This window comes from Pleionea litopenaei, assembly GCF_031198435.1.
In the GTDB taxonomy this organism is placed as follows: domain Bacteria; phylum Pseudomonadota; class Gammaproteobacteria; order Enterobacterales; family Kangiellaceae; genus Pleionea; species Pleionea litopenaei.
This window is the reverse complement of sequence record NZ_CP133548.1, coordinates 3,767,505-3,780,020: the sequence shown is the minus strand read 5'-3', so window position 1 is coordinate 3,780,020 and position 12,516 is coordinate 3,767,505. Positions and strand designations below refer to the sequence as shown.

At 45.3% G+C, this 12,516-nt stretch carries 13 protein-coding genes; 6 read left to right on the top strand and 7 right to left on the bottom strand.

Features of this window, described 5'->3' with window-relative positions; all coding sequences use genetic code 11:
* Positions 1–16: 16 nt before the first annotated feature.
* Together Q9312_RS16910 and Q9312_RS16905 are read right to left on the bottom strand one after the other, a co-directional pair.
* Positions 17–520, bottom strand: coding sequence for a nucleoside deaminase (locus tag Q9312_RS16910; protein WP_309202034.1), 504 nt, complete (start codon positions 518–520; stop codon positions 17–19).
* A 6-nt stretch (positions 521–526) separates the two neighbouring features.
* On the bottom strand, positions 527–1,786 hold the full coding sequence (locus tag Q9312_RS16905) for a metal-dependent hydrolase family protein (protein WP_309202033.1): 1,260 nt from the start codon (positions 1,784–1,786) through the stop codon (positions 527–529).
* A gap of 366 nt (positions 1,787–2,152) precedes the next feature.
* Between Q9312_RS16905 and thrA the strand changes: the two genes are divergently transcribed.
* Both thrA and thrB read left to right on the top strand, forming a co-directional pair.
* Positions 2,153–4,627 carry a bifunctional aspartate kinase/homoserine dehydrogenase I gene (thrA, locus tag Q9312_RS16900; protein ID WP_309202032.1) on the top strand — a complete coding sequence of 825 codons (2,475 nt, stop codon included), beginning with the start codon at positions 2,153–2,155 and terminating at the stop codon, positions 4,625–4,627.
* 9 nt (positions 4,628–4,636) lie between these two features.
* Positions 4,637–5,581, top strand: a complete 945-nt coding sequence (thrB, locus tag Q9312_RS16895; RefSeq protein WP_309202031.1) for a homoserine kinase — start codon at positions 4,637–4,639, stop codon at positions 5,579–5,581.
* A gap of 52 nt (positions 5,582–5,633) precedes the next feature.
* Here thrB and speD read toward each other — a convergent pair whose 3' ends face one another.
* On the bottom strand, positions 5,634–6,431 hold the full coding sequence (gene speD, locus Q9312_RS16890; RefSeq protein WP_309202030.1) for an adenosylmethionine decarboxylase: 798 nt from the start codon (positions 6,429–6,431) through the stop codon (positions 5,634–5,636).
* A 177-nt stretch (positions 6,432–6,608) separates the two neighbouring features.
* Positions 6,609–7,514 (bottom strand): fructosamine kinase family protein, encoded by a 906-nt coding sequence (locus tag Q9312_RS16885; protein ID WP_309202029.1) that lies wholly within the window; start codon positions 7,512–7,514, stop codon positions 6,609–6,611.
* Between the two features lie 74 nt (positions 7,515–7,588).
* On the opposite strand from Q9312_RS16885, the gene Q9312_RS16880 reads away from it, so the two are divergent.
* The 4 genes from Q9312_RS16880 to Q9312_RS16865 all read left to right on the top strand — a co-directional run bounded on the left by Q9312_RS16880 (position 7,589) and on the right by Q9312_RS16865 (position 10,479).
* Positions 7,589–9,256 carry an amidohydrolase gene (locus Q9312_RS16880; protein ID WP_309202028.1) on the top strand — a complete coding sequence of 556 codons (1,668 nt, stop codon included), beginning with the start codon at positions 7,589–7,591 and terminating at the stop codon, positions 9,254–9,256.
* A 46-nt stretch (positions 9,257–9,302) separates the two neighbouring features.
* Entirely contained in the window at positions 9,303–9,584 is a 282-nt protein-coding gene (locus Q9312_RS16875) for a peptidylprolyl isomerase (protein ID WP_309202027.1), read from the top strand.
* Between the two features lie 74 nt (positions 9,585–9,658).
* The gene (locus Q9312_RS16870; RefSeq protein WP_309202026.1) at positions 9,659–9,967 is read left to right on the top strand and encodes a DUF1244 domain-containing protein; all 309 of its coding nucleotides are present in this window, start codon (positions 9,659–9,661) and stop codon (positions 9,965–9,967) included.
* A 32-nt stretch (positions 9,968–9,999) separates the two neighbouring features.
* Positions 10,000–10,479: a MarR family winged helix-turn-helix transcriptional regulator gene (locus Q9312_RS16865; protein ID WP_309202025.1), complete on the top strand. Its 480-nt coding sequence runs from the start codon at positions 10,000–10,002 to the stop codon at positions 10,477–10,479.
* Positions 10,480–10,485: 6 nt separating this feature from the next.
* On the opposite strand, the gene Q9312_RS16860 is transcribed toward Q9312_RS16865, so the two are convergent.
* The 3 genes from Q9312_RS16860 to Q9312_RS16850 are packed head-to-tail and all read right to left on the bottom strand — an operon-like array spanning position 10,486 to position 12,516.
* Positions 10,486–11,787 (bottom strand): Zn-dependent hydrolase, encoded by a 1,302-nt coding sequence (locus tag Q9312_RS16860; protein ID WP_309202024.1) that lies wholly within the window; start codon positions 11,785–11,787, stop codon positions 10,486–10,488.
* 3 nt (positions 11,788–11,790) lie between these two features.
* Positions 11,791–12,036, bottom strand: coding sequence for a cold-shock protein (locus Q9312_RS16855; protein WP_309202023.1), 246 nt, complete (start codon positions 12,034–12,036; stop codon positions 11,791–11,793).
* 9 nt (positions 12,037–12,045) lie between these two features.
* Positions 12,046–12,516, bottom strand: a complete 471-nt coding sequence (locus Q9312_RS16850) for a chemotaxis protein CheW (RefSeq protein ID WP_309202022.1) — start codon at positions 12,514–12,516, stop codon at positions 12,046–12,048.

Here is a 12,516-nt window from a genome sequence, read left to right as displayed (position 1 = left end):
CGATTGCAAAACGACTCTAATAGTCAACCTTATTGGGATTTTTCCGCCAGTCAGCAAGTACTTTCTCAGCAGACTCGAGCGCTAGATACTCCGATGCAATAAGGGTTGGCAACTGTTGTTCGGTAAACGCAGCATATAAGCGTGCGTCATCAAATCCGGCTTTAGCAGCGGCATCTTTTGTCGCTGCGTAAAACACCCGATCTAATCGAGCCCACACGATTGCACTTAAACACATTGGACAAGGCTGGCAAGACGCATAGATTTCACAGCCAGATAATTCATGACGCTCTAAGGTTTTACATGCGTCGCGAATGGCCATCACTTCTGCGTGGGCGGTGGGGTCGCAACATGACACTACCTGATTCCATCCTTGCCCTACCACTTGATCTTGATAGACGACCACTGCACCAAATGGGCCGCACCGACCACCTGCAGAATGCAAAGTGGCCAACTCGACCGCCAACTCTAAAAAATGTTGTTTTGAGGACCGTTGTTTTGAAGACGGTTGTTTTATAGACATAATGTTCTAAGGTTGTTTATAAATAATACCGTCTTTCATCACAAAATGAACCGACTGCATTAAGCGCATATCTTTTAATGGCTCTCCTTTAACCGCCACAATATCAGCAATTTTTCCTGCGGAAATCGATCCCAGTTCGTGGTCAACACGTAACAGTTTTGCCGCATTAATGGTCGCAGCTTGAATGGTCTCGATCGCGGGCATGCCAGCCTCAACCATATATTGAAACTCGCGGCCATTGAGTCCATGAGGAAAGACGCCTGCGTCAGTACCAAAAGCGATCTTCACGCCTGCTTTATAGGCCTTACCAAAGGTCGTTTGAATTTGTGGGCCAACGGCTTTTGCTTTTGGTTGAACAATCTTAGGATAGGTATCTGCTTTTTCAGCGACCCATTTTCCAGCCGTAATGGTTGGAACATAGTAAGTCCCTTGTTTACGCATCATACGCATCGCTTCAGCATCCATATAGGTGCCATGCTCGACTGAATGAACGCCTGCTTTTATCGCTCGCTTCATGCCTTCTACTCCATGAGCATGCACAGCGACGGTGAAGTTATAATCTTTTGCCGCGGCCATAATGGCATCGAGTTCTCGGTCGGTGAACTGCGGGTTATCACCACTTTTAGCCAGGCTCAAAACGCCACCCGTCACCGTTAACTTAATCACTTCACTGCCTTCTTTATAACGTTGCCGGACGGCTTCATAAGCATCGTCTGGGCCATTGATCACCCCTTCTGTTGGTCCTGGGCTACCCATCAATTCTTGGTTCACACCATTGGTTGGATCAGCATGTCCACCGGTTGTGGCAATGCTTTTGCCGGCATTGAAAATTCGCGGGCCTTTAATGGTGCGATTATCGATTGCCTGATCGATTTCACGAGTCACTCGTGGATCACTTCCTAGATCTCGAACCGTAGTAAACCCTGCCATCAAGGTCTTCTCGGCATTAACCACCGCGCGAATGGCAAAAAAGGACTGCTCATGGAAGAACTTTTCGGTGTAAGCCGATGGCGATGCCCCACTGGTTAGATGGGTATGCATATCCATTAATCCAGGCATAACGGTCGAGTCTTTCAGATCAATTACTTGTTCGCCAGCAATGTAGCCTTTAACCACCTTCACCACTCGCCCGTTATTAATGACAATCGAGCGCTCTGGAAGCACAGAACCAGACTCTGTATCGACCAAAAAGCCAGCATGAATCACTTGATCTGCCTGCAATGCGGTGCTCATTATGATCGTTAACACCAGCGTTACTAATTTCATATCGACTCCTAGTTTTCCTATTATTCTTATCGAACGTCGCTAACAATATTAAAGACTACCACTAGACTGGGCTTGCAAAAAGTTTCTTATGCCTAATTATTACTCAACGCCACATCAACGTTGATCAATCCATACTCATAGACATTAGCAACAAGCAATGCCAACCGACGGTATCAACCTGATAAACTCCCGCTAGGATGATGACCTTTTACTCATTGTTCAAACAAGTAACTCAACAGTCTATACCTATCCGTTATTTCACGAAAATAAAGGTCTCAGATATACCCTTGCGATATATTAGTAACATTGACCTTTCTCGCTAACCATAGCACCCTAGAGACTAGAAAAAAATGGAGGAACGATTCAGTGAAAGTATTAAAGTTTGGTGGCTCTTCGGTTGGTTCCGAACAAGGATTCAATAATTGCTTAACCGTCACCAGCGAGCAACTTTCAACCACGCAAGGCATTGTTGTGGTATCGGCGCTTGGAGGCATTACCGATCAATTGACGTCTTTACTTAGCAGCGCAAAAAGCGGACAACTGGACGAATCACTCTGGACATCCATTTGTGACCGTCATCATCAACGACTGACCGAACTGCAAACATTTGAGCAGTCATTGGGTCGCACTGAATCGTTTAACTGGAATCACTGCCAAACCGCCATCGAAAGTCAATTACACTTGATTCATCAAAAGTTACTTGGCATAGAGCTGCTGCAGCACGCAGATGAACAAACCACTGCGCTGGTACTGGGAAGCGGTGAAGAGTTATGCGCGACCTTGTTTTCAAGCGCATTACAAATGCTATTGCCCAATGCCTCAATACAGTGCATCAATAGCCGACAGGTTATTAAAACCGATGGCTCTGTACTCGATGGCATTTATGACGAAGAATTATCACGTGTTGCTGCGTCTCAATTTCCCATGCAAGACGATATTTGGATTTGCCCCGGCTTTATCGCCATGAACGAGGAGCATCAACCAACGTTGCTCGGTCGCAATGGTTCTGATTTGTCGGCGGCTATTTTAGCAAGCCTTTACCGAGCCAAAGAGTTACAGATATGGACCGATGTCGATGGCGTTTACAACGCCGATCCGTCACGTGTTCGTCAGGCTAAAGTAGTTTCGCAACTCAGTTACCGTGAAGCAATGGAGCTGTCTTATTTTGGCGCTAAGGTTCTTCATCCAAAAACCATTGCTCCCATTGCCAGCCATCAGATCCCAACGCGAATAAAAAACACGCTTAACCCTGACGGAGAAGGCACGTTGATTACCGCGCAGAGTTCTTCTTCAAATCACGACCGTATCGCCGGTGTTACATCCCTCGATAACCTAGCCATTATCAATTTATCAGGGGCCAACTTAAAAGGAACGGCCGGACTCGCAGAGCGAGTCTTTCATTGTGTTTCTGCACAGAACATTTCTATTGTGCTTATTTCACAAGGCTCATCTGAATACGCTATTTCTATCTGCGTAAAACAATCGGATGTTGTTCCCGCAAAACGCGCGATAGAAAAAGAGTTCAAACTCGAAATTAAACACCAACAAATGGATCCCCCAGAAATTCGAGACCGCTTATCATCGATTACTGTTGTTGGTGACAGTATGAAGCAGACGCATGGTGTTGCTGCAAAGTTTTTCTCAGCCTTAGCGCTTGCCAATGTTAATATTATTGCCATCGCTCAAGACTCTTCTGAAGGTTCCATCTCTGCCGTGGTACGACAAAGTAAAGCGGATGTCGCTTTGAATAAAGTATTTGAATACTTTTTTGAGTGTCCAAGAACCATTTCTGTCATTTTATACGGAGTGGGTACTATCGGAGCTGAGCTACTTAGCCAAATAGAAACTCAACAAGCCAAACTGAGAACACAACGAATTGAATTAAAGGTGGTGGGCATTGCCAACTCTAAACAACTGCTTTGGCGCGGAGATGGACTATCACTCAATAACTGGAAGAAAAATCTTGCACTTTCGAAACTGAGTTCAACCACCGAGCAACTGTTGAAGTCTCTCGAAAATTCTCGCCCAATAAATCCCGTTTTTGTCGATTGCACCAGCAGCGACCAGTTAAGCGGTCAATATAATCAGCTGTTCGAACATGGTTTGCATATCGTTGCAGCAAATAAAAAGGCCAATACCTCGTCGATTCAGAATTATCAAAAACTGCGTCAAAACGCTCACCGATATCTGCGAAAATTTGCTTATGAAACGAATGTTGGCGCAGGCCTTCCCATCATTGCCAATATTCAAAATCAAGTCCGCAGTGGCGATCAGCTGTTAGCTTTTGGGGGAATTCTATCGGGTTCGCTGTCGTATATCATGGGAGAATTAGATAATGGCCTGGCTTTTTCAGAGGCGGTAAAAAAAGCCAAAGAAAAAGGATTTACCGAGCCCGATCCGCGAGATGATTTAAACGGTATGGACATTGCGCGAAAGCTATTAATTATTGCACGAGAATTTGGCGCTGAAGGCGAGCTAGACGATGTGATCATCGAATCTCTGCTGCCTCCTGAATTGTTTGCTAAAAATAGTATTGATGAGTTTATGCAAGCGCTGCCTGAAGTTGATCGCTCTATTCAACAACAAGTAGAACAAGCAAAAGCACAAGGGCAGGTTTTACGCTATGCTGGAACCATCGATCAAAACGGGCAAATGAAAGTCTCTTTGATAGCGGTTAATGCTTCTCACCCGCTTTTTCCAATTAAAGATGGTGAAAATGCGTTTTCATTCCACACCCAACGATATGATCCGGTTCCTTTGGTGATTCGAGGTTATGGCGCTGGAGCCGATGTGACTGCGGCGGGCGTGTTCGGCGATATTCTTCAGTCAGTTGTTTCTTAGGAGTTACTAATGCCTTCTATAACGGTTTTTGCCCCAGCTTCAATCGGTAACTTTATCGTCGGATTTGATGTGCTTGGTGCTGCGATTAAAACCGATGACCGCTTACTCGGTGACACTTTAACCATCAGTGATGATAAGCCAGCGGGCTATTCAGCCGAAGGCGAGTTTGCATTTCGATTACCGCAAGACAAAGACAACTTAGTCATTAAAACCGCAAGCTTTTTCAATCAGCAATTAGCCTTGCTGCAGCCAGACATAAAGGCGCAAAAATTAACCTTTAAATTGTCAAAAAACTTACCCATCGGTAGCGGCCTTGGTTCAAGCTCCTCGTCAATTGTTGCGACACTGTATGGATTAAACCAATGGTATCAGTCACCTTTTAGCCAAGATCAATTGCTACTTTGGAGCGCAAAAATTGAAGGAGGTAATGCTGGCGCTGAACACTACGACAATGTAGCGCCTTGCTTATTAGGCGGGTTGCAATTAATCAATGAAGAAGCGCTTCCCGTTTGCCGACGCTTGCCATTTTTTAATAATCTTTACTTTGCCTTTTGTTTTCCAGATATTGAAATTACCACGCGCAAAGCGCGCGAAGTTTTACCAAAAACGCTAACCTTGCAGCAAGCCATAAATATGCAAAAACGCTTGGCTACTTTTACTGCGGCTTGCTTTGAACACGATCAATCGAGTGCCATTCAATCATTGCTCGACGACTCAATTCAACCTTCAAGGCAATCGTTAATTCCTAATTTCGATCAGGCGCACCAACTCGCACTCAACAATGGTGCTTTAGCGTTTGCAATATCGGGATCAGGTCCTACTTGTTTTGCGGTTTGCCCTTCTCAAGAAATTGCGCAAACACTCGCACCTCGCCTGCAAAAGACCTTGCAACAAGGACCGCACAGTTTTCATTGGGTTAGTCAGATTGATGAGCTAGGCGCGCGGCTGCTGTAACATAGCAACCGCCAAACGTCGGTCACTTCCTCTTGGAAAGTGACCGTTTAGATTATTTCGATGGCATGTTTTTCGAGTAGAATATTTCAAGCATTTCTTTTTCAACACTGTCTTTGATTTGCTTGATTTCTGGATCTGTGAATTCACTGACCCCAGAACCAAAAAGATAATCATCGGCATCGATTTCTTTACGAATCATTTTGGTATGAAACGTATTTTCTTGATACACATTAACATCGATCATTTGATATTCATCTTGCGTATCATCGGATAAATAATTCTGAATCGAATTGATTTCATGATCAATGTAATGCTTAGTCCCATCGACATCGCGAGTAAAGCCTCGTACTCGATAATCCATAATGACAATATCTGAGTCAAAACTGTGAATTAAATAATTTAACGCTTTCAGAGGAGAAATAACCCCGCAAGTAGACACATCAATATCAGCACGAAATGTACTGATACCATTGTCAGGATGGCTTTCAGGATAAGTATGCACCGTGATGTGACTTTTATCTAAGTGCGCGACGACCGATTCTGGCAAAGGTCCAGGGGTTTCATCGAGTTGTTCTTCTTTTGGCTCAATTTCATGCTCGGCAATTAAAATCGTCACAGATGCACCGTGCGGATCATAATCTTGACGTGCAACATTTAGCACGTGAGCACCAATAATTTCAGTAACGTTAGTTAGAATTTTAGTTAAACGCTCTGCGTTATATTGCTCATCGATGTATTCAATATACTCATTGCGATGCTCAGGCGTTTTCGCATAGTTAATATCATAGATATTAAAGCTCAACGACTTTGTTAGGTTGTTAAACCCGTGGAGTTTTAACTTCTTATCCATCTAGCGTTTAATCTCAAGGTTAAAGAATGTTCAATTAGGGGCGGTATTTTAGTGCAGAAACCACGGATTTTACAGTTTAAATTCAAGGGATTCTCCCAGTCAGGGCAAAGCCAGCGGTTTAGTTCGATAGTCTTAGCCAAATAGCCGTCGACCAACTTTCACAACCCCTTGAATTAGTTAACTATTATTCAGAGATTCGCATTGAGCGACGCAGTTCTCCAACGCACTCAAATAAGACTCTCCAAATAAATTCAGATGATTGAGCCAATGATACAGGTTGTAAATAGCGGCTCGCTCTCTCCAATCCGCTGGTACGTCGGCCATGCTTTCATAGCCGGCGTAAAAGGCGGGCGGAAAAGCACCAAACATAAGAGTCATCGCTAAGTCAGCTTCGGCCCATCCAAAATACGCAGCAGGATCGATGAGCTTTGGTCCGCCGATCGAGAACATTAAATTGCCTGACCACAAATCGCCATGCAGTAAAACCGCTGGTGCTTCAGGAATTACATTCGACAACTGATGGCCAATCCGTCGAATACGACTAACCATATTCGAGCTCAACCGTTGTTGTTGCTTCGCCATCGCCAATTGGGCCAACAGCCTTTGTTGTTGGAAAAAGACCCAGCCATCATCCGCCCAACCATTCCGTTGTTGAGTTGCACCACAGTAGTTATCAAACTCAAAACCGAATCTTGGAGAAGTCGTCTGATGCATCTTAGCCAAAAGCACACCGGCATCGAACCAATCATTAGCTTGTGGAGGCTTTGGTTCAACCCACGCTAAACAAAGAAAATCTTTTTCGACGGCCAAAACCTGAGGGGCGCAATTAGGCACACATTGATTCATCAACCTCAATGATTGTGCTTCAGAGGTAAACATTGTGTCAGTTGTTCCCGCTTGAGCCGTGCTTTTCACAAAGACGCATTGTCTGGTTTCAAGCTCAACTCGATAGCTTTGGTTGACACACCCACCGCTGACCGCAGCAATCGATTGGATCTCTGTCGCCAAATGCTCGGCTAACCTCTCGGCCCATGAAGGATTCACACGTAATTCCGCAAGTAATTGATTAATAGTAAGTTTCATTCTACTCAAGATGACACTGAAACTAAAACTAGGTACACTCGATTCATCCACCTTTTGCCTAACTGAGAGTTAAAATGATTCGATTCAGTGTTCTTGTGGTTTTGTTGCTGACCAGTCTGGTGAGCTTCGCTCAACCCACACTTATCCATAATATCGCTGGCTACACCATGACGGGTAAACCGGGCGCAGAAGCCAAGCTGGTTCAATTCAACAGTTTGGTGTTTGATCAGGGTAAAGTCGTGTTTACCGGCGATACCGCCATTGCGAAACAACAATACCCGACTGCAAAGGCCATCGATGGGCAAGGTAAAACATTACTTCCAGGACTGATCGATGCGCATGGCCATGTTCTTGGTTTGGGCGAAGGGCTTACCAGTGTCGATTTGCGCGGAACCAAATCCATCAACGAGGCCGTTGAACGAGTTACTGAGTTTGCACGAAACAACCCTAAACAGCGCTGGATTACAGGACGAGGTTGGAACCAAGTTTTGTGGCCAGATAAAGTCTTTCCACATCGCCAGGCGCTTGATGCATTAAAGATTAATAAGCCCATTGTGCTGAGTCGAATAGACGGTCACGCTGCTTGGGTAAACAGTAAGGCGTTGGAGATTGCGGGCATCAATGCACAAACACCCGATCCCGATGGTGGACAAATCATTCGTGATGCACAAGGGCAGCCCACCGGCGTCTTAATCGATACCGCTGAGTTTTTGGTTACCAAGCATCTTCCAAAAACCAGCGAACTTGAACTTAATTTTGCGCTCGATAAAGCATTTGATCACCTTCTAAGGTTAGGCATAACCAGTGTTCATGATGCGGGCATCGGTGAAAACCTATACCGGTTGTATCAACAAAGACAACAGAAAAACCAACTGCCAATACGCATTTATGCCATGCTCGACGGAAGCTCCGCAAAATTGACTCAGTGGTTAAAAGCCGGCTTTGTTGCCGATGAAGAAGACAAGTTATCGATTCGCAGTGTCAAGCTCTACTCCGATGGAGCCTTGGGCAGTCGAGGCGCAGCTATGTTAGAGCCCTATTCCGATAAAGGCGATCACAAGGGTTTACTCGTCACCCCTCCAGCGCAGTTAACATCATTAATCGAACAAGTACTGGCGGCAGGCTTTCAAGCGAATGTTCACGCCATCGGCGACCGAGGTAACCGACTGGTTCTAGACGCCATCGCAGCGGCATACAAGAAAGGCTTCGGGAACGATCTACGGCACCGAATTGAGCACACCCAAGTCGTCGCAACGGTGGATATTCCAAGGCTCAAAACCCTCAACCTGATTGCCAGTATGCAGCCGACCCATGCAACCAGTGATATGAATATGGCTGAAGATAGAGTGGGTAAAGACCGATTAAAAGGCGCTTACGCATGGCGAACCATTCTTGATCAAGGCACCATTATCGCTGCAGGCTCAGACTTTCCGGTTGAATTGGCCAACCCGTTTTTAGGCATTCACGCAGCGGTGACACGCCAAAATACGCAAAACCAGCCTCCGGGAGGTTGGATTCCCGAACAGCGTATGACCTTACAAGAAGCTCTGCGAAGCTTTACCCTCGATGCCGCCTACGCTGCGCACCAAGAGCAGAGCTTAGGCAGTTTAGAACCAGGGAAATGGGCAGACTTCATTATTGTCGATCGAGACATCTTTAATCGGCCAGTAGAAGAGTTGTGGAAGGCGGACGTTTTAGAAACCTGGGTTGCAGGTGAAAAAGTCTATCAAAAATCGTTATAATGGGCGGGTAACTCGCAAACGATGAATGTTGAAATAGGAGAAAGTAATGGTTCGAGCAACTGCCCGTCACCTGTTGGTTGACAGTGAAGAGAAGTGTAATGATATCAAACAGCAGATCACCGATGGTGCTGATTTTGCCGAAATGGCCAAGCAACACTCAAGCTGCCCCTCTGGCCGCAACGGCGGAGAACTTGGTGAGTTTGGTCGTGGTCAAATGGTAAAAGAATTTGATGAAGTGGTTTTTTCTGCTCCTGTAAATACGGTACAAGGCCCAGTTAAGACACAATTTGGTTATCACCTCCTAGAAGTAACCAGCCGCACTGAATAATTCAGTCGACCTGGTTTACTTTGCGCCAGACGTTGAGTTTGGCGCGTCCTAACTTTGATTAAACAGGAGTACTTATGACCCCCAATCAACGGACCGAAATAGAAGCGGCTGCGTTTCGACGACTATTGCAACACCTTGATGAAAACAAAGATGTGCAAAATATCGATCTAATGATTTTGGCGGATTTTTGTCGTAACTGTTTGGCGAAATGGATGGTAGAAGCGGCGGATAACTTAGAGCAGCCTCTCGACTACGAAGCCGCTCGAGAAATGGTTTACGGTATGCCTTATTCTCAGTGGAAAGAACAATTTCAAGCACCAGCGACGCCGGCACAACTGACCGCTTTTGAAGCACGACAAAAAGCCAAGCGAAATAATACCTAAAACAATGATCCTGTAAAACTTGGCCAGACGCTATGGAAAAATACGAAGAACTACTCATTTCTCTAAGACGAATCATTCGTTCAATTGACTTGCATTCCAAACGACTTAACAAAGAATCCGGTATGACCGGTCCGCAATTATTGGTGCTGCAAGTTATTGAAAAGCAAGACGGTGTAACCGCTAAAGATATCGCGGATAAGGTCAATCTGAGTCAAGGAACGGTCACCACCATTCTCGATCGTCTTGAGTCGCGCGCCTTAATTCGTCGTGAGCGCAGTCAACTCGACCGTCGTCGAGTGTCATTACACCTCACTGAACCCGCCGTTGACTTGCTTCACAAGGCCCCGAAGCCATTGCAAGATCACTTTATTGAGCGCTTTAAACACCTAGAGGAGTGGGAACAGAACTTATTACTGTCTTCGTTTAGCCGAGTGGCCTCAATGATGGATGCCAGTGACATTGATGCCGCGCCGCTATTAGAAATATCCGAAGTCATCGGCAAAGAGCCATAGCTAAACTCAATTATCTTCGAGACATAAGTCAAGAACGGTCTTCATCAGTAGGTTGGCGCCTTGTTCGATGTCATCCCAATGTGACCACTCATCTGGCGCGTGAGAGATTCCGGCTACGCTTTGCACAAAAATTAACGCTGTCGGTACTAAATCAGCAAAGAACTGACAATCGTGTCCAGCACCGCTAGGCATTCTCATAAAATCCAATTGCGCAGCCTGAGCATTGCGCTCGACTTGCCCCACCAATTCATCGGAAAAATGCCTAGGCTCAAGCCAGCTCAATTGCTCATACTCAAACTTTAAGTTGTGTTTGCGCGCAATCGCCGACAGTACTTTATTACACGAAAGTGCAACGTCTTTCATTACCTGATGGTCCATATCACGGCCAACCAAGGTAAAGTGAGCTTCTCCTGGAATGGTATGAGCAAACCCAGGTTTTAATTCTACTCGGCCTATGGTTAAACGCGTGTATTCAGAGCCATCTTCATCAATAATTCGACTGAGCTCATGAGCAAAATCAGCAACCCCCATAAATGCATCACTGCGCATATGCATCGGTGCGGTCCCGGCATGATCGGCTTTACCAACAAACTTAATCAGCCACTTGAAAACACCAGAAATTCCGTCCACGACCCCAACCGACTTTTTCTCGATTTCTAACACTGGGCCTTGCTCAATATGCAATTCTAAAAAAGCTCGAATAGATTTGGGATCACGCTTGGCGTGCAATGCATCGTGAAGGTTAAACCCGCATTTTTCTAACGCATTCTTAAGGGATTCACCATTGGGATCTTGGGCACGCTCTAGCCACTCAAGAGTTAAGTTTCCGGTAAGCGCTTGAGCGCCTAGCATTCCACCAAAACGCCCCTCTTCTTCACTGGTGCCGATGACTTCGATGGGCCGATTAATCGGGATATTATTTTCAGCAATAACGCGAACGCATTCCATACCCGCCATCACACCTAACGTTCCATCAAACATACCGCCAGCCGGAACCGAATCTAAATGCGAACCGATGAGCACCGCTGGACGATCGGAAACTTCAGGACGGTCAGGAGGCACATAGCGCCCACAAACATTACCAACGCCGTCGAGAAAACAATTCATACCAAGTGCTTCGAACTGTTCTTTCACCCAAGCTCTTGCTTGCATGTCGACGTCGGTTAACCCTTGTCGATAAATACCTTTATCGTTTGGGTTATAGCCATATTGGGCGAGCGCATAAAGGTCTTTCTCTATGCGCTCTACTTGAATAGGATACTGAAGTGATGTTGCTATTTGAGACGAGATAACTAGCCTCCAAGGCAAATTTTATGATGACTTTTTTTCGACTTGCACGGCAACTGCTTGCACGCCTCGGTCAGTTTTACTGACCTTAAATGCAACGGCCTGATTCGGTTTCAAGTAATGGTAGCCATTGGTTTCGATGTTTGAAGAATGAACAAATATACTGTGTTTATCACTTAACTTAATAAAGCCAAACCCTTTTTTTCGGTTAAACCAGTCTACTTTTCCACTCAGCTTAAATTTAAATAAACGAGCCAGTGTTAATAACATAATTTTTTCCTAATGGTTCTCCACCAGACGATAGAAATCCAAAACCGAATAAAGACGTTCATTTGCATAAATAGTGCCTTTCACCAATGATTTCTGGTCAGTTACATCCGTTGTACGTTCGACCTCTTCGGGATCGAAGTGGATGATTTCTTCAACACTATCGACAGTTATGCCAATAAAATTATCATCAAAAGACAAAGTAATTATTCGCCAGTCTTTCTGCGGTTCGGAGTTTGCTAAATCAAATAACAATCGTCCGGAGTAAATGGTCGCGATGCTGCCACGAATATTCAGTATTCCCATGATGCCATGTGGGGCACCAGGAACCGGAGTAGGCTCAGTAAAATGAAAGATTTCTTCAATATCGGCTATCGGATGACAGTATCGAGTACCTTCAAGTTTAAAGGTGATCCACTGCCATTCTTGAGGTTGCGATCGAACTTCAGATTCAGTCGCTAAATTCGCTTTATTGTCACTCAC

Bases quoted from the DNA above. Each gene is read 5' to 3' on its own strand.
- Q9312_RS16870 (WP_309202026.1), top strand. From the start codon at position 9,659: ATGACCCCCAATCAACGGACCGAAATAGAAGCGGCTGCGTTTCGACGA.
- Q9312_RS16880 (WP_309202028.1), top strand. From the start codon at position 7,589: ATGATTCGATTCAGTGTTCTTGTGGTTTTGTTGCTGACCAGTCTGGTG.
- Q9312_RS16865 (WP_309202025.1), top strand. From the start codon at position 10,000: ATGGAAAAATACGAAGAACTACTCATTTCTCTAAGACGAATCATTCGT.
- thrB (WP_309202031.1), top strand. From the start codon at position 4,637: ATGCCTTCTATAACGGTTTTTGCCCCAGCTTCAATCGGTAACTTTATC.
- Q9312_RS16885 (WP_309202029.1), bottom strand. From the start codon at position 7,514: ATGAAACTTACTATTAATCAATTACTTGCGGAATTACGTGTGAATCCT.
- Q9312_RS16905 (WP_309202033.1), bottom strand. From the start codon at position 1,786: ATGAAATTAGTAACGCTGGTGTTAACGATCATAATGAGCACCGCATTG.
- speD (WP_309202030.1), bottom strand. From the start codon at position 6,431: ATGGATAAGAAGTTAAAACTCCACGGGTTTAACAACCTAACAAAGTCG.
- Q9312_RS16910 (WP_309202034.1), bottom strand. From the start codon at position 520: ATGTCTATAAAACAACCGTCTTCAAAACAACGGTCCTCAAAACAACAT.
- Q9312_RS16875 (WP_309202027.1), top strand. From the start codon at position 9,303: ATGGTTCGAGCAACTGCCCGTCACCTGTTGGTTGACAGTGAAGAGAAG.
- Q9312_RS16855 (WP_309202023.1), bottom strand. From the start codon at position 12,036: ATGTTATTAACACTGGCTCGTTTATTTAAATTTAAGCTGAGTGGAAAA.